General features: G+C 37.6%; 16 protein-coding genes. 5 read left to right on the top strand and 11 right to left on the bottom strand.

The window, feature by feature from the left end; genetic code table 11:
* Positions 1-7: 7 nt before the first annotated feature.
* From MTT30_RS03075 to MTT30_RS03035, 9 genes are read right to left on the bottom strand one after another with little or no spacing between them, the layout of a single operon-like run.
* A complete protein-coding gene (locus MTT30_RS03075; protein ID WP_429800947.1) occupies positions 8-715 on the bottom strand; it encodes a zinc ribbon domain-containing protein in 708 nt (235 codons plus the stop codon).
* Positions 716-732: 17 nt separating this feature from the next.
* Positions 733-1,455, bottom strand: a complete 723-nt coding sequence (locus tag MTT30_RS03070) for a Nif3-like dinuclear metal center hexameric protein (protein WP_429800946.1) — start codon at positions 1,453-1,455, stop codon at positions 733-735.
* A 6-nt stretch (positions 1,456-1,461) separates the two neighbouring features.
* Positions 1,462-2,322 (bottom strand): glycine--tRNA ligase subunit alpha, encoded by an 861-nt coding sequence (gene glyQ / locus MTT30_RS03065; RefSeq protein WP_021090594.1) that lies wholly within the window; start codon positions 2,320-2,322, stop codon positions 1,462-1,464.
* An 18-nt stretch (positions 2,323-2,340) separates the two neighbouring features.
* Positions 2,341-3,879 carry an AbgT family transporter gene (locus tag MTT30_RS03060; RefSeq protein WP_429800945.1) on the bottom strand — a complete coding sequence of 513 codons (1,539 nt, stop codon included), beginning with the start codon at positions 3,877-3,879 and terminating at the stop codon, positions 2,341-2,343.
* 5 nt (positions 3,880-3,884) lie between these two features.
* The gene (locus MTT30_RS03055; RefSeq protein WP_429800944.1) at positions 3,885-4,304 is read right to left on the bottom strand and encodes a GyrI-like domain-containing protein; all 420 of its coding nucleotides are present in this window, start codon (positions 4,302-4,304) and stop codon (positions 3,885-3,887) included.
* A gap of 3 nt (positions 4,305-4,307) precedes the next feature.
* Entirely contained in the window at positions 4,308-4,781 is a 474-nt protein-coding gene (locus MTT30_RS03050) for a DUF3972 domain-containing protein (protein ID WP_084041391.1), read from the bottom strand.
* Positions 4,782-4,793: 12 nt separating this feature from the next.
* Positions 4,794-5,288 carry a 5-(carboxyamino)imidazole ribonucleotide mutase gene (gene purE / locus MTT30_RS03045; protein ID WP_429800943.1) on the bottom strand — a complete coding sequence of 165 codons (495 nt, stop codon included), beginning with the start codon at positions 5,286-5,288 and terminating at the stop codon, positions 4,794-4,796.
* The gene (locus MTT30_RS03040; RefSeq protein WP_429800942.1) at positions 5,285-6,544 is read right to left on the bottom strand and encodes a peptidase U32 family protein; all 1,260 of its coding nucleotides are present in this window, start codon (positions 6,542-6,544) and stop codon (positions 5,285-5,287) included. Before MTT30_RS03040 ends, purE begins: the two co-directional genes overlap by 4 nt.
* Positions 6,544-7,302 (bottom strand): chemotaxis protein, encoded by a 759-nt coding sequence (locus tag MTT30_RS03035; RefSeq protein WP_429800941.1) that lies wholly within the window; start codon positions 7,300-7,302, stop codon positions 6,544-6,546. Before MTT30_RS03035 ends, MTT30_RS03040 begins: the two co-directional genes overlap by 1 nt.
* A 135-nt stretch (positions 7,303-7,437) precedes the next feature.
* On the opposite strand from MTT30_RS03035, the gene MTT30_RS03030 reads away from it, so the two are divergent.
* From MTT30_RS03030 to MTT30_RS03020, 3 genes are all read left to right on the top strand, one after another.
* Positions 7,438-8,217, top strand: a complete 780-nt coding sequence (locus MTT30_RS03030; protein WP_429800940.1) for a histidinol-phosphatase — start codon at positions 7,438-7,440, stop codon at positions 8,215-8,217.
* Positions 8,218-8,305: 88 nt separating this feature from the next.
* On the top strand, positions 8,306-9,736 hold the full coding sequence (gene glnA, locus MTT30_RS03025; protein ID WP_429800939.1) for a type I glutamate--ammonia ligase: 1,431 nt from the start codon (positions 8,306-8,308) through the stop codon (positions 9,734-9,736).
* A gap of 306 nt (positions 9,737-10,042) precedes the next feature.
* Positions 10,043-11,680 carry a DNA polymerase III subunit gamma/tau gene (locus MTT30_RS03020; protein ID WP_429800938.1) on the top strand — a complete coding sequence of 546 codons (1,638 nt, stop codon included), beginning with the start codon at positions 10,043-10,045 and terminating at the stop codon, positions 11,678-11,680.
* Here the strand turns inward: MTT30_RS03020 and ccoS are convergent.
* Positions 11,677-11,907 carry a cbb3-type cytochrome oxidase assembly protein CcoS gene (gene ccoS, locus MTT30_RS03015; RefSeq protein WP_087578757.1) on the bottom strand — a complete coding sequence of 77 codons (231 nt, stop codon included), beginning with the start codon at positions 11,905-11,907 and terminating at the stop codon, positions 11,677-11,679. The genes MTT30_RS03020 and ccoS overlap by 4 nt on opposite strands.
* Positions 11,907-14,288, bottom strand: a complete 2,382-nt coding sequence (locus MTT30_RS03010; RefSeq protein WP_429800937.1) for a heavy metal translocating P-type ATPase — start codon at positions 14,286-14,288, stop codon at positions 11,907-11,909. The genes ccoS and MTT30_RS03010 overlap by 1 nt, the downstream gene beginning before the upstream one ends.
* A gap of 289 nt (positions 14,289-14,577) precedes the next feature.
* Here MTT30_RS03010 and rho point away from each other — a divergent pair, with 289 nt between their 5' ends.
* Both rho and MTT30_RS03000 read left to right on the top strand, forming a co-directional pair.
* The gene (rho, locus tag MTT30_RS03005) at positions 14,578-15,918 is read left to right on the top strand and encodes a transcription termination factor Rho (protein ID WP_429800936.1); all 1,341 of its coding nucleotides are present in this window, start codon (positions 14,578-14,580) and stop codon (positions 15,916-15,918) included.
* Positions 15,919-16,064: 146 nt separating this feature from the next.
* Positions 16,065-16,535, top strand: coding sequence for a hypothetical protein (locus tag MTT30_RS03000; RefSeq protein WP_429800935.1), 471 nt, complete (start codon positions 16,065-16,067; stop codon positions 16,533-16,535).
* The last annotated feature ends 68 nt before the right edge of the window (positions 16,536-16,603 follow it).

The raw sequence follows: 16,603 nt of genomic DNA, 5'->3' as shown, positions 1-16,603 counted from the left end.
AAATGTGTTATTGCTCTTGTTTATATAAAATTCTGCCACAATGAGGACATGTAACGATATCTTCGCCCTTGATAACAGCAGAGAAAGTTTTGTCATTTATCTGCATAAAGCAACCATAACAAGCTTGTTTTTTTACAGGAACAACGGCTGTGTTATGAGCCCATTTTCTAATTTTTTCATAAAATGCGAGAATTTTTTGATTCATAGTGGCGATAAGCTTGTCTTTTTTAGCATAAACTTCTTCACGTTCTTTCCCGATATTTTCAAGCTCAGATAAAGTTTTGCCTTTTATATTTTTTAAATTCTCTTCAAGTTCAGCTTTTTTTGCACCAAGCTCATCTTTTTGACTATTTTTACTATCTATTAGCTTCTCAAGTCTAGCGATCTCCTCATTTGCAGCCTCAAGTTGCTCTTTTGCAATATCCTCTTCAAGACTTAGAGCTTTTATCTCCTTTTCGCTTTTTGCACTTGAGCTTTTTTTAGCTACATCTTTTATCTTTGCACTAAACTCGGCAATATGAGCATTTGTGCCTGATTTTTGAGACTTTAAGTCGCTTACCTCTTCATCTAGTCTTTCTATATTAACCGTTATAGTTTCGCACTCTTCTTCTATATTTTTATAAGCCTTTTCTATATCCTGAATGCGTGGTATAAAGCCATCTATTTGTTTATCAAGGTCAGATAATTCAACTAATTGTTGTAAGTATTTATTCATAATGTTTCCTTTTTTTGTTAGCAATATGTAAATGGATTTTTAGAATTGCGTATTATAACTTCAATTTTCAGATTTTGCAAATATTTTGCTAAAAAATCACCAAAATAACGTTCACTTTCATAGTGATTTATATCGATTAAATTTAGCCCATTTTCCTTTGCATAAAGGGCTTGGTGATATTTTAGATCACCCGTTAAAAAGACGTCTGCTTTTACATCTTGGATGAGATCTCCGCCACTTCCAGTGCAGATACAAATTTTAGAAATTTCATCTTTTGCATGAACCACTCTTAAATTTTCTATCCTAAGTTTTTCTTTTACAAATTTGCAAAGCTCAATAAATTTCATCTTCACATCAGAGTAGATCAAAAAGCCCTCTTTGCTTGAAATTTCAAGCCCCAAAACCTGCATCACAAATTTTTCATTTAAAAATGCAAGGTCAGCGTTTGTATGAAGCGAAATAAGCGAGATATTTTTTATCATCATCTCTCTTATGAGTGAGCTTGGATAAAAGCTGTAGTCTAGGCTTTTTAGCCCCTTAAAAATGAGTGGATGGTGAGTGATAATAAGCGAATTTGGCAAGACATTTTGCAAAAGTTCGCTATCTAAATCAAGACTTAAATAAATTCGCTCAAATTCGCTATCAAATGAGCCAACTTGTAGGCCACTATTGTCCCAGGACTCTTGGCTCGCAAATGGGCAAATTTCATCTAGAATTTTATAAATTTCAGCTATTTTCATAAAATTTTACTTTTGCTCTAGGCTCTCTTTATAAGTTAGCGCACACTCTTTTGCAAGCTCTCGAATTTTTAGGATATAGTCTTGCCTTTGCGTTACACTTATCGCTCCGCGCGCGTCAAGGACGTTAAATGTGTGAGCCGCAAGCATGCAGTAGTCGTAAGCTGGCAGTGAAATTTTAGCCTCTAAGCAGCGTTTGCACTCGTTAAATGCATTTTCAAACTGGTTAAAAAGCATATCGACGTTTGCTACTTCAAAGTTATATTTACTCCACTCATACTCACCTTGTTTATGAACGTCGGCATAGGTTACGATGTTTCCATCCCTGTCGTCCCAAACGATGTCGTAGACACTATTTACATCTTGTAGATACATGGCCAAACGCTCAAGGCCGTATGTTATCTCACCAGAGATCAGCTCACATGCGATGCCACCCACTTGTTGAAAATACGTAAACTGCGTCACCTCCATACCATCTAGCCAGACCTCCCAGCCAAGTCCCCAAGCGCCCAGAGTCGGGCTCTCCCAGTTATCCTCGACAAAGCGGATGTCATGATCTTTTAAATTTAACCCAAGTTTTTCAAGGCTTTTTAGATAAAGCTCTTGGATATTTTCTGGGCTTGGTTTTATGAGTACTTGAAACTGATAATAAGCGCCTAGGCGGTTTGGATTTTCGCCGTATCTGCCATCAGTCGGACGGCGGCTTGGAGCTACGTATGCAGTAGCCCACGGCTTTGGTCCGAGGCTTCTTAAAAAAGTCGCTTGATGATAAGTACCAGCGCCAGCAGGCATGTCGTATGGCTGAAGTATAACGCAACCTTGCTCTTGCCAATAGTTTTGAAGGGTTAATATTATTTGTGAAAATGTCATTGCTTTCCTTTTAAAATTTTACTTTACATAGTGTATAACTGCACCAGGTCCTAGCGGTAGATCAAAAATGTACCAAAACGACATTAGTGCTGTCCAAGAAATTAAAAATGCAACCGTATAAGGAAGCATAATAGAAACAACTGATCCGATTTTTAACTCTTTATTGTATTTTTGCATAAAAGCTACTATCAAAACAAAAAACGGCATCAAAGGCGTTATGATATTTGTAGTAGAGTCGCCTATTCTAAAAGCAGCCTGTGTAAGCTCTGGCGAGAGTCCAAGATTCATAAACATTGGTACAAAAATCGGAGCCATCATCGCCCACTTTGCAGAATCAACAGCTATAAATAAATTTATAAAAGCGATCAAGAAAATAAAAACTATAATAAGGCTAAGTCCAGTTAATCCGACCTCTTTTAGAAAAATAGAACCTTTTATAGAAAGTACTAGCCCAATATTTGAGGTATTAAAAAGATATGTAAACTGAGCTGCGAAAAATATCAAAACCAAAAATCCTGATAGCTCAGAAATAGATTGCTCCATAAATTTTATGGCATCATTACTGCTTTTTATACTCCTAGCGCCTACACCGTAAGCTACGCCTACCACTATAAAAAGTAACATCATAAAAACGACAATAGAATGCATAAAAGTAGATTTCATAAAGCTTTCATTGCCTTTTGCTCCAAATAAAGAGCCTGAAGGTAAAATAGCCACAAGCAATAAAATTACAAAAACAATCAACGCTATTAGCGAAAATTTTAAGCCACGTTTTTGCTCTGCACTTATCTCGCCATGCTCTTGTAAGCTAAAATCACCCAAAAAATCAAATTTTCCAAGCCTAGGCTCTACGATTTTATCTGTCACAAACCAGCCAACAAATACGATCAAAAATGTCGAAGCGATCATAAAATACCAATTTGCAGTTGCTAGTACCACATAATCCGGATTTAACACGCTAGCTGCTTGCATAGAAAATGCCGCAAACATAGGGTCATTTGTACCGATTAATAAATTTGCCGACCAGCCACCGCTAACACCAGCAAAAGCAGCAGCTAGTCCAGCAATTGGATGGCGACCAAATCCAGCAAATAAAATAGCTCCAAGCGGAATTAGCACGACATAGCCAACCGAGGAAGCAACATTTGACATTACGCCAAGAAAAATAACGATTGGGGTTACCCATATTTTGGAAGATTTTAAGGCAATCTTTGTCATAAGTGCTGATAAAAGTCCGGACTTATCTGCGATACCAATACCTAGAATAATTGCAAAGACTACTCCCAAAGGATAAAAACTAGTAAAATTTTTAAGCACAGACGAAACAAAAGATCTAAGACTGTCAGCAGAAAGCAAATTTATAACATTTGCATTAAGCTGTGATATTTGTCCGTCTTTGATAGCCTGATAGCTTACGCCAACACCCATCTTTTCTAATACAAACGATATTATTATCGTAATAATCGAAAGATAGATAAAAAGCATAGTTGGATTTGGCAATTTGTTACCAAAATTTTCGATAAAACTTAAGATTGAACTATTATTTTTTTTATTCATTTTTCCTAACCTAAAATAGATATAAAAATTTTTATCTCGTCGCTATCGTAAAGCTCAAAGTCCATTTCATAGGCTCTTTTTAGCTCACTACTTTCAAAATATCTCCAAATTTCACCCCAAAATTTTGCAACATTTTGTGGCTCATTTGCAAAGCTAAAAAGAGCGTACTTTCCGCTTTGTATATTTAAATTTTCATCACCTTTTTGGCATGATCTTGTGCCTATGAAGTTATAGTAATGTCCATTAAGATCACTTTCGTAGTTGCAGTAAACGCTATAAATTTCACTCTTGCCATCATAGTATTCACTCATAAATTTAGACCATAAAGCTGGAATTTTACCCTCACCGCCTATCTCGTCTTCATTTTTAGTACGAGTTTTTACTCCGTAAATTTCAAAGCTTTCCTCTAAATTTATAATCTTCATAAACTACTTTTGTCCGTTAAAATTTTCAACTGCTTGATTCCACATGAGCTTGTATTTTCGTTTTAGAAATTCAACTTCATCCTGTGAAATTTTAAGCTGCTTTGTAAGCGTCTCGACCGTTTTTCTATCTTCGTCATAGAGCTCTTGCATAGAAATGAGCGCCTCTTTTAAAAATTTATTCTCATTTCTTAGGGTTTCAAGCGTCTCATCCTTTGCGTCAAGCACCTTTTCATGTAAATTTAATATCGTTCCAATCGTCTTTTCAACAAAGCTGATGCCATCTTGGCCTTGCGGTTGCAAAGATAAATTTTGCGAAACACTAGGCACCACACTCATTGTTCCCTCGCTCGCTTCTATCAAAATTTCTCCATTTTCCTCTTTGGTTTTCAAAACGCCACGATTTATCATATCTTCGATAACTTCACGCTCCAAGTGCACAAGTTTGCAAAATTCATCAACACCAAGATAGGTCTGCACCGCTTCTCCTTTTTACAGTATCACTTCAACCTTTGAAGAATCTTCCTCTAAAGCCTTTATCTTTGCCTCTCTGTCAGCTTTTAGGGCACTTGCCAGACTGTCATCTTCAAGAGCCAAAATTTGCACCGCCAAATAGGCTGCATTTATAGCACCGGCCTTGCCGATAGCTAGAGTCGCTACTGGCATGCCACTTGGCATTTGTACCGTTGAGTAAAGTGCATCAACGCCGCTTAAAGCTGATCCTGCCATTGGTATGCCGATAACTGGCTTGGTTGTATTTGCAGCGATCGCTCCAGCTAAGTGAGCTGCCATGCCTGCAGCTGCGATAAAGACCTTTGCACCCTTTTTTTCAGCATTTGTGACGTACTCACTCGTCCTTTTTGGACTTCTGTGAGCTGAGCTTATTATTAACTCATATTTTACACCAAATTTTTCAAGAGTTTTTGCCGCCTCACTAACTATCTCATAGTCACTCTTACTTCCAATTACAATAGAAACAAATTTCATATTTTCTCCCTCAAAAAGCTAAATTTTGGTAGCTTAACACCAAGGCTTATCTCATTTTCATTGCCACTGTGAATTTCACCCATGACCTTACCTTTTTTGGTGATGAGCTGTTTAAATTTGATAAATTTCTTGCCCTCTTGTGAATAAACCTTTGAGATTTTATTTTCACTATCTTCTATAACCGATCCAGTAGGAGCCACGATCTCATAGCTATTGCCTGGAAAAATTTTATATTTACACTTAAAAAACTCGCCATCTTCGCTTATGGCATTTACCTGATGTGTGCCCTCTTCTAGGCTACTAACGTGATTTTGCGTATCGGTTCGTTCATAAGGTCTATGCACTAAGTATCCATCCGTAAAGCCACGATTTTTCAATGTATTTATCTCATTCTCATAAATTTGTGCGTCAAATTTATTATCCATGGCATCATCTATCGCCATTTTGTAGGCTCTTGCTGTGCAGGCCGCGTAGTACTCACTCTTTGTGCGACCCTCTATCTTAAAGCTATCTATCACACCGCTATCAACGACCTCTTTGATGTGCGATATTAGACAAAGATCTTTTGAGTTCATAATATGAGTGCCGTTTTCATCCTCTTCTAAGCGGAAAAGCACGCCACTCTCTTCATTTTTAGCGTAAAGTTTATACTTAAACCTGCAGTCGTTGGCACAGCTACCGCGATTTGACATACGTCCGCTTTGCACTGAGCTCACCAAACACCTACCAGAGTAGGCAAAGCACATCGAGCCATGTACAAAAATTTCAATATCAAGAGTTGGAATTTCTTCTTTTATCTTTATAACATCTTTTAAGTTCATCTCACGTGCTACGACGATACGTTTTGCGCCCATGTCATGATAAATTTTTGCATCAAGCACATTCATGACATTTGCCTGAGTTGAGAGATGTATCTCGATATCAGGAGCGATGGCTTTTGCTAGACTCATAACGCCTGGAGTTGCGATGATAAAGGCATCTGGCTTCATCGCCGAGATAACCTGCAAGTGCCTTTTTAGTGGCTCGATCTGCGAGTTAAAAGGAAAAGCATTTATGGTCGCATAAAATTTCTTTCCCTTTGCATGTGTGTAGTCTATCGCCTCTTTAAATGTTTCAAGGTTAAATTCCCTCGCCGATCTAGTCCTTAGCGAAAAACTAGCCACTGAGCCATAAACAGCGTCGGCTCCATACTCAAGGGCGATTTTAAGTTTTGTTAAATTTCCAGCTGGAGATAAAAGCTCAGGCCTTTTTAGCACTATTTTTTACCCAAACTTTCTATCAAAGCTTCGATATCGTCGTTGCTGACAAGATTTTCAGTCGTTGTATCACCAGCGATGTGAACAGCAGAGCTAACACGCTTATCATCGTCGATTTTACCTTCAAACAAGGTATTCATATATTTGCTAAGTGCTCTCATAACGTTGATAACACGCTCGATCTTTTGCCTATGGATGTCTTGATACTGCATCATATCCATAGCCATCATGATCTCATCTTGTCCCATTTGTAAATTTCCGATGATATTATCGATCGTGCCAAGAAGCGAGTTGTTTTTCTCTAAAGCCTCGCTAAATGCGGCAATCTTTGGAAATTTCTCACTTAGTGTCGTAAATAGCTCAATGTTTGAGTTTATCGCGTCTTTTAGGCTATTTGAGTCGCTCTCAGCGTCCATGAAAAAGTTATTTATCGTCTCAAGCTTGTCAAACATCTGAGTAGCTTTCTCTTCGCTATCTCTTGTTACATCGTCAAGCTGATGAACCATTTTGTGATCTTCCGTTGGTGGTGGTGGTGGCCAAACACCATCTGCACTCACTCTGTAATTTTCCGCATTCTTTGAATTGCTTTCTGATTTTGACTGTGGTTCATCTTTAGTATCGATTGCTTCTGCAACTTCTGCTACCTCGTCCGTATCCTCTTTGACGTCCGCAACCTCTTGGCCAGCATCTTCTTTAGCATTATCTAACTCATCATCTAGCCCACCTGCCATAAGTGCGTCAAGTTCCTCTTGGGTCATAAAAGCTCCTAATAAAATTTGGCTTGATTATATAGGATTTAAATAAAAAGTAAGTTTAAAGGCAATGCTTTTATCTTTAAATTTATAAATTTTTAGATAGCATTTTTAAAAATAAACGACCTTAAAAGGCTAAAAATGACCGTCGATCTTCACAACCATACGCCACTTTGCAAGCACGCAGTTGGCGAGCCAAGAGAGTATGTGCAAAACGCAATAAAAGCTGGCACAAAATACTTTGGCTTTAGCGATCACGCACCGATGAACTACGATGAAGCTTACAGAATGAGCTTTGATGAAATGCAGGGCTATGAAGATAAAATTTTACATTTAAGAGATGAATTTAGCAGTGAGATAGAAATTTTGCTTGGCTATGAGATGGATTTTTTAGATGGATTTATGGATGAGCGAGTTTTTGCTAGAAAGGTTGATTATCTAATAGGCTCTGTGCATTTTTTTAATGGCTGGGCATTTGACAATCCAGAATTTATCGGTGGCTACGAGGGCAAAGACTTGGATCAGATTTGGCAAGAGTATTTTGATCACGTAGAAAGATCAGCCAAGCTTGGCAAATTTGACATTATGGGACATATCGATCTTTTAAAACTTTTTAAATTTTTGCCAAAAAAGGATGTTAGGATTTTGGCTAAAAATGCAGTAAATGCAATAAAAGAAGCAAATTTAGTTGTTGAGATAAATGCCGCTGGCTTTAGAAAACCTATCGGCGAGCAATATCCAAGCGTAAATTTACTTGAACTAATAGCCGAAAAAGATATAACCATCACCTTTGGCTCAGACGCTCACACAAAAGAGGATATCGGTAAAAATGGTGAAATTTGCGAGCAAATAGCTAGAGATTTAGGTTATTCAAAATGTGCAATATTTAAAAATAGAGATAGAGAATTAGTAAAATTTTAGATTGGGTTCAAATAAAATATAAATTTAATCTTAAATATTAGGTTTTATGATAGAATACGAAAAATTTAAAAATTAAAAGGAGAAAAAAGTGGGAAAATTCGTCCAAAATATAGATCATTTTTTTGATTTTTGTAAAGAAAATGAAGTCAAATTTGTAGATTTTAGATTTACTGATTTAGGTGGTGCTTGGCATAGCATTAGCTACAATATAAAAGCTGTTACGAAAGAAAATTTTATAAATGGCATCCCGATGGACGCTAGCTCTATGCATGGCTGGCAACCAATCGATAAGAGCGATATGATAATGAAGCCAGAAGCTACAACTGCATTTTTAGACCCATTTACTTCTGATATTACAGTTGTTGTTTTTTGCGATATTTACGACATTTACAAGGGTCAAATTTATGAAAAATGCCCTCGCTCAATAGCCAAAAGAGCAATGCAGTACGTAAAAGATAGCGGTCTTGGTGACGAGGCTTACTTTGGCCCTGAGAATGAATTTTTTGTCTTTGATAACGTCAAAATCATCGATAGCCCAAACTGTGCGATGTATCAAGTAGATAGCGAAGAAGGCGAATGGAACGATGCTACTGACTTCAAAGACAGCTACAACACAGGTCATCGCCCACGCAGAAAAGGTGGCTACTTGATGACTCAGCCAATCGACAGCATGGTCGATCTAAGAGCTGAGATGATGCAGGTTTTAGAGCAAGTTGGTCTTGAAGTATTTTTAGGACACCACGAAGTCGCACAAGGTCAAGGCGAGATCGGCGTGAAATTTGGTAACTTAGTCGAAGCTGCCGATAATGTACAAATTTATAAATATGTAGTTCGCATGGTGGCTCACCTAAACGGCAAAACTGTTACGTTTATGCCAAAACCACTTTACGGCGATAACGGTAGCGGCATGCACGTACACCAATCAGTCTGGAAAGATGGCAAAAATTTATTTTATAAAGAGGGCGGATATGCGAATTTAAGCGACTTTGCGAGGTACTACATCGGCGGTGTTTTAAAACACGCAAGAAGTGTCGCAGCCTTTACAAACCCTAGCACAAACAGCTACAAACGCCTAATCCCAGGCTTTGAAGCGCCATCTATCCTCACCTACTCTAGCCAAAACCGCTCAGCAAGTATCCGCATACCTTATGGCTCAGGTGAAAAGTCAGTTAGGGCTGAGATGAGATTTCCAGATAGCACAGCAAACCCTTATCTAGCCTTCTCAGCAATGCTAATGGCAGGACTTGACGGCGTCAAAAACAAATACGAGCCAGTTGGTCCGATGGATGAAAATTTATTTAAACTTCATCTTGATGAGATCAGAGAGCGTGGTATAGAGCAGCTTCCACACACACTTCGTGGTAGCCTTGAAGCGCTAATTCGCGATAATGAATACTTAAAACCAATAATGACCGATCTTTTCATAGACACCTATCAGCACTTCAAATTTGAAACTCAAGTTTGGCCTTACGAAGCACGCCCAACCGCTTATGAGTTCAAAACTTGCTTCTCTTGCTAATCTAGCAAATTTTGCCTTGGCATACACGCCAAGGCATTTTTTAAAAATTCATACAAAAATACAAAATATTTAACATAAAATTTTATGTATTTTTATTATAAATTTTAAATCTATACAGCTATGGATCATTATAAAAAGGGATATTTTTTTTGCAAATACACTAGGAATTTTATGAAACATATAAAAATTTATCCGCCTTCATTAAACTAAAATAAAAAATTTTAAAGACAATTAAATATATAAATAATCATAAATTTATACCTTTTTTTATAAAATCAGCAAATAAAAATTGCAAAAGGAAAGCAGTTGCAAGCACTAGCTTTAAAATATCGCCCTAAAAATTTTGATGAACTTATCGGTCAAGAAGCAGTTAGTAAAAGTCTTATACACGCACTTGACGAGGGTCGTATAAGCCACGCATATCTGTTTTCTGGGCTTAGAGGAAGTGGTAAAACTTCAAGTGCCAGGATATTTTCAAAAGCTTTGGTGTGCGAAAAAGGACCTACTTCAAAGCCATGTGAAGTATGCCCACAATGCATAATGGCAAATGAGTCAAGACATATGGACATCATCGAAATGGACGCAGCTAGCCACAGAAAGATAGATGACATAAGAGAGCTAATCGAGCAAACAAAATATGCTCCAGCAATGGCAAGATATAAAATTTTTATAATCGATGAAGTGCATATGCTAACCAAAGAGGCATTTAACGCTCTTTTAAAAACGCTTGAAGAGCCACCAAGCTATGTAAAATTTATCCTAGCGACAACTGATCCATTAAAACTCCCAACAACGGTGCTTTCAAGAACGCAGCATTTTAGGTTTAAGCAAATAAGCAGATACAGCATCATTAAACATCTTGAGTTTATTTTAAGTAAAGAAGGTATTAGCTACGAAAAAGAGGCACTTGAAATTTTAGCAAGAAGTGGCGGAGGATCGCTAAGAGATACTTTGACGCTTCTTGATCAAGCTATAATTTATGGAGCAAATAATGTCACGGCAAATGGCGTAGCATCGATGTTAGGGCTTCTTGATCCAGAAAAGATCGAAGAGATAATAACTCATGTTTTAAATCACGATAAAAATGCTATTAGAGTGCTTGTAAGCGAACTTGAAAGCTACGATCCAGAGATGATAATAGATGAAATTTTGGCAAATTTAAAGCAAAAATTTATAGAAAACGACTCAAAAATTTCACTACTTGTTTATGAGAGATTTTTTAGGATTTTGGCACAAGCTAAAGGTATGCTAAATGTAAGTAGCGACAATGGCTTTGTGCTAATGCTAATGCTTTTTATGATGATAGAAGCGCTAAATTTACAAGATATCGATGACGCTATAAATGAAGTGATCTCAAAAAATAACGAAAATTCCACACAAATCACAGAAGTCATCACTCAAAAAAGCCAAGTAGCTCCTGCTAAAATGCAAGGTCCATACGAACTCTTCTTAACAAAAATTTATGATAGAAATTACGATCTTGGCGAGTTTTTTAAAGAATTTGTAGAATTTAGCTTCTTTAATAACAATGAGCTTGGACTGATAGTAAATGCAAAAGATGAAAATCTAGAATATTTTAAGAAAAATTGGAAAATTTTAAATGAGATATTGCGTACGCTTTTTGGACAAAATGCAAAAATAGTAAATGCAAAGAGTGATGAGCAAAAAACACAAACTAAGACGCCTAAAGCCTCTTTAGAAAATAATGAAAAAAGCGAACTAGACGAGCTTGATGAGGAAATTTCAAGACTAAATGCAAATAACGTTGAAACTAAAAATGAGTCAAAAATCGAGATAAAAAGCGAGCTGCAAAACGAGAAAAATAACTTTGCTTTGATACTAAATAAAGAGCCAAAAACGCCAGAAGAGCTTCAAAGACAAAGAGAACAAGGTGCGCTAAAAGAGGCTAATAGACTTTTTGGCGAGCCAACGATTGAGAGCTAAATTTTATCTTTATTAGATTTTGCTCTTTTTTTTAGGGCTTCTTTTTTGCGAAGCTCTAGCTCATAAGCTTCATTTAGTGCATCTTCATCGTCCAAATTTGCTCCGTCTAAAAATTTTCGGTAGTCCTCAAATTGCTTATTTTTTATCCCCCAAAGCACGCCAAAAAGCAAAAATGCCCCCATCAAAACTGAGATAAAAACTAGCATCGCAAGTGTCGCGCTATCCATTATTTTTCCTTAAATTTTCTAACAATATAAAGCGAGTTTAAGATAACACTTAGCGAGCTAAGCGACATAAAAAGCGCAGCAAATAGCGGAATGACGTAGCCACATACGGCAAATGGCAGAGCAAGAACATTATAAAGAAGACAAAAGAGCAAATTTTGCTTTATCGTTTTGTAAGTAAATTTTGAGATTTTTATGGCCTTCGCTAGACTTTTTAAACTATCATCAAGCAGTACCACATCGCTTCTTTCTAGGCTTATCGCCGCCCCACTTCCCATGCAAATAGCGATATGAGCAAGGCTAAGCGCTGCTGCGTCGTTTATGCCATCTCCTACCATTAGCACCTTTTTACCGTGCTCTTTTAATTTGCTTATAAATTTAGCTTTCGTTTCAGGCAACATCTCTGCTCTAAACTCACTCACGCCAAGCTCATCTGCTACGTTTTTTACTACTTTTTGTACGTCGCCACTTAAGATACACACTTTCATGTCAGCGCTCTTTAGCTCGTCTATCAAGGCCTTTGCTTCAGGTTTTACGCTATCTTTTAGGTAAAATTTCGCCACTAGCTCACCATTAAGCCCCACAAAAAAGCTCACATTTTCTTCAGCTTCATCAAAAATAATACCATTTTCAACTAAAAATCGCTTGCTTCCTGCATAAAATTTTTTACCCGAAATTTCAGCCTCAACACCCTTTGCCACGCTTAAATTTGTATTTTTAAGCTCTATTTTCCTTGCGCCTTTTTGCTTTAGAAGTTTAGCCACTGCCACGCTTATTTGATGATTTGAAATAAGAGCCAGCGAATAAATTTCATCTAAACTTATGCTTTCTTTTATGAAAAAATCACTAACTTCAAATTCCGCCTTTGTGAGCGTACCAGTCTTGTCAAATACCGCTACATCGCACTTTGCAAGGCTTTCAAAAAATTTAGCCTCCTTAAAAAGCACTCTATTTTTAAAAGCCACACCAAGGGCGCAAACACTGCTAACTGGCGTGGCAAGAGCAAGCGCGCAAGGGCAAGCGATCACGATGACGCTAACAGCTGTGACAATAGCTTCTGAAAAGCCAAATTTAAAGTACCAAAACCAAAATGTAAAAAATGCTAGAGTTAGCACACTAAGAGAGAATTTCGAGGCGATTTTATTGACTGCTAGCTCGATATTTGGCTTTTTTAGCTCTGCGTTCTGGAGTAAATTTATGAGCTGATTGAGGTATGAGTTTTTAAAAATTTGCCTTGCTTCGTAGACGATCTGCCCATTTAGGCAAACGACGCCGCTTTTGACCTCGCCGCCAGCTCCCAATAAAACCGGTAAACTCTCGCCTGTTAAGCTTGAGCTATCCATGCTCGCCTCACCACTAAGTACCACACCATCAAGTAGCGCCCTCTCGCCTGATCTGAGCACGATCTTTTCGCCTAAATTTACATCTCTTGGCTCTTTTAAAATATCCTTACCATCTTCTAAAACGCACACCTTTGCAAGCAGCATATCATTTAAGAAATTTGAAATCTCAAGCGCCTTTTTCTTACCCAAAATTTCTAAAAATTTACCGATAAAAACAAAGGTGATGATCATCGCAACTGAGTCAAAATAGCTCTCACCACTCCTCGTAAACATCGCAAAAATGGAGTAGATATAGGTTATGCTAGCTCCGGTGATAACGAGCAAATCCATATTTGGCGAAGCGTTTTTTATGGCTATCTTTGCCACTTTGAAAAACTCGCTACCAGTATAAAAAAGCACAGGCGTTGCTAATACAAACTGCGCAAAGCTTAAAATATCTTTTATATCGCCTCTTATGCCACTAAAATACCCACTATACTGAGCAATAGCTAGCCACATAATGTTCATCGTAGCAAAGATACCAACTAGTGCTTTTGTGTAAAAATTTCTTCTTTTCTTAGCTAGCTCGTCCTCTTTTTGACTCGTAGCATATGGCTTTGGAACATAGCCAACGGCATAAATTTTTTCAATTATCTGCTCTATTAAAAGCTCTTGCTCATCAAAGACAATGACCGCTTTTTGATTAAGCGAGTTGATATTTACCTCCAAGACGCCAGGTAAGCTAAAAAGTGCCTTTTCAAGTAGCCAGATGCAAGCTGAGCAAGTGATACCATCGATTAAAAATGAAATTTGACTAAAGTCGCCCTCTTTTGTCACAAGCTCGCTAAAATTTGCCGCTAAATTTTTGATATTTGCACCGTTGCTCGCCGGTGTAAGTGTATTTTTACCAAGACGCTCATAAAACTCACTAAGCCCATTTTCATTTAAAATTTCATAAACGCCTTTGCAACCAACACAGCAAAATTTAAGTCCGCTTTCATTTGAGATCATCACGCTTTCATCAAATTTTAATCTACAATGAGCACATCTACTTTGTGGCATTTTTACTTTCTTTTATCTAAAATTTTTACTAATATTATTGCATCACATGCCTATTACGTACCATATAAATTTATGGTAGGCAAACTGCAAAAATAGGCATAAATTTCTTCTTTTGTTATCGTTATAAAATGGCGAGATTATAGCAAATCAACCATTTTTGAGCAAAAATTTTATTTTATACCATTTCTTGACAACAAAGTTTTATTTTTATAAAATGCCAAAACTTTCAAAAACTTCTTTTTGAAACCTAGAAATTCTGCAAAATTATCCCCGCATTTAAAGAGGAAAAATGGAAAATAATCAAACCGAGCAAAGTGCTACTCAAAACACAAAAACTATAAAAAAACATCAAGCATCAAGAACACACATACCAGTAGACGGACACAAGATCGAAGAGCTAAGAACGCTTAGTTTAGATGAGCTAGTGCAGATCGCAAATAGCGTTGGCGTCGAAAATCCGCGAGAATTTCGCAGGCAGGATTTGATATTTGAGATACTAAAAACCCAGACAAAACAAGGTGGCTTTATACTATTTACTGGAATTTTAGAGATCACAAACGAAGGTTATGGCTTTTTAAGGGCTGTTGATGCGAATTTAAGCGACAGCTCAAACGACGCTTATGTTTCAAACTCTCAAATCCGTAAATTTGCACTTCGTGTGGGCGACATCATCACAGGACAAGTAAGAGAGCCAAAAGATCAAGAAAAATACTACGCTCTTTTAAAGATCGAAGCGGTAAATTATATGCCTCTAGCAGACGCAAAAGAGAGGCCACTCTTTGACAACCTAACCCCGCTTTTTCCAACTGAAAAGCTAAATTTAGAGTACGATCCAATGAAGCTAACTGGCCGCGTACTTGACCTTTTCACGCCTATTGGCAAGGGTCAGCGTGGCCTCATCGTCGCACCTCCAAGAAGTGGTAAAACAGAGCTTATGAAAGAGCTAGCTCACGGCATCGCCAAAAACCATCCAGAAGCCCAGCTAATGGTGCTTCTAGTAGATGAGAGACCAGAAGAAGTTACAGACATGCAGCGCTGCGTAAAAGGCGAGGTATTTAGCTCGACATTTGACCTGCCAGCGCTTAATCACGTCCGCGTGGCGGAGCTAGTCATCGAAAAGGCAAAACGTCTAGTTGAGATGGGCAAAGACGTCATCATCTTGCTTGATAGCATAACCCGTCTAGCACGCGCCTACAACACAGTGACCCCGCCAAGCGGCAAGGTGCTAACAGGCGGCGTGGACGCAAACGCACTTCACAAGCCAAAACGCTTCTTTGGCGCAGCTAGAAACATCGAGCACGGCGGCTCTCTAACCATCATCGCAACTGCTCTTATTGACACTGGCTCACGCATGGATGAAGTGATATTTGAAGAGTTTAAAGGCACTGGAAACAGCGAGATCGTGCTTGACCGCAATATCTCAGACCGCAGAATTTACCCAGCCATCAACGTGCTAAAATCAGGCACCAGAAAAGAAGAGCTACTTCAAAAGCCTGATGAGCTTCAAAAAATTTGGGCTATCCGCTCTGCGATCGCGACAATGGACGATGTCGAAGCACTTAAATTCTTATACGCAAAAATGCTAAAAACAAAAGATAACAAAGAGCTTCTATCTATCCTAAACGAGTAAATTTAACTGAGCTTGAAGCGCTTGCTTTGAGCTCAAATTTTTACATCAATTTTCTCAATAAATCTTTCATAGTTATACTAATTTAAATTTTTCAGTTTTATTTTTTTGTAAAATCCAAATTTCTAACTTCTACAAAAAGGGAAAATATGAAAACAAAAGTCGCTTTTTCAAGCATTACAGCAATACTTGCTCTTGCACTAACTGGATGTGGCGAGCCAACTACTCTGGCTGAAATTTGCAAAGCTGACATGGGAAGTATCAAACACTTTAAAGGTGAAGTAAAGGTTTATAAAAGGATAAGTTATACGACCAAATACGACTATATAAAAAACCGATCGAGCCTAGAAGAAAATGGAAAAGGTTATTTTATAGTAGATAAAGATACGAAGGTTGATCTAGACAAATTTAATGAAAAAGAATCAGACGATTACAAGGTTATAAAAAATAGCATAACACAAGGAACACCTTACTATTACTGTGAACAAAAATATGGCGAGATAGGTGACGAAAATGCGACAGAATTTTTAGCAACATTAGAAACGCTAAACCCAAGATGTATAAAAGGTGAGGAAATAAAGCTAAACCGCAAAGACACAGAACTAACTCCGAAAAAATAACAAAAGGTGGGCTAACCACCTTTTAAAAACTTATATCATCTCGCTTTAAATTTTATATAACATATCCC

The sequence above is a fragment of the Campylobacter concisus genome (genome assembly GCF_050447445.1).
Classification (GTDB): domain Bacteria; phylum Campylobacterota; class Campylobacteria; order Campylobacterales; family Campylobacteraceae; genus Campylobacter_A; species Campylobacter_A concisus_BI.
This window is presented reverse-complemented; position numbering and strand designations above follow the sequence as displayed.

Coding starts and splice junctions, on each gene's coding strand:
- MTT30_RS03075 (WP_429800947.1), bottom strand. CDS start 715: ATGAATAAATACTTACAACAATTAGTTGAATTATCTGACCTTGATAAA.
- MTT30_RS03070 (WP_429800946.1), bottom strand. CDS start 1,455: ATGAAAATAGCTGAAATTTATAAAATTCTAGATGAAATTTGCCCATTT.
- glyQ (WP_021090594.1), bottom strand. CDS start 2,322: ATGACATTTTCACAAATAATATTAACCCTTCAAAACTATTGGCAAGAG.
- MTT30_RS03060 (WP_429800945.1), bottom strand. CDS start 3,879: ATGAATAAAAAAAATAATAGTTCAATCTTAAGTTTTATCGAAAATTTT.
- MTT30_RS03055 (WP_429800944.1), bottom strand. CDS start 4,304: ATGAAGATTATAAATTTAGAGGAAAGCTTTGAAATTTACGGAGTAAAA.
- purE (WP_429800943.1), bottom strand. CDS start 5,288: ATGAAATTTGTTTCTATTGTAATTGGAAGTAAGAGTGACTATGAGATA.
- MTT30_RS03035 (WP_429800941.1), bottom strand. CDS start 7,302: ATGACCCAAGAGGAACTTGACGCACTTATGGCAGGTGGGCTAGATGAT.
- MTT30_RS03030 (WP_429800940.1), top strand. CDS start 7,438: ATGACCGTCGATCTTCACAACCATACGCCACTTTGCAAGCACGCAGTT.
- ccoS (WP_087578757.1), bottom strand. CDS start 11,907: ATGGATAGCGCGACACTTGCGATGCTAGTTTTTATCTCAGTTTTGATG.
- MTT30_RS03010 (WP_429800937.1), bottom strand. CDS start 14,288: ATGCCACAAAGTAGATGTGCTCATTGTAGATTAAAATTTGATGAAAGC.
- rho (WP_429800936.1), top strand. CDS start 14,578: ATGGAAAATAATCAAACCGAGCAAAGTGCTACTCAAAACACAAAAACT.
- MTT30_RS03000 (WP_429800935.1), top strand. CDS start 16,065: ATGAAAACAAAAGTCGCTTTTTCAAGCATTACAGCAATACTTGCTCTT.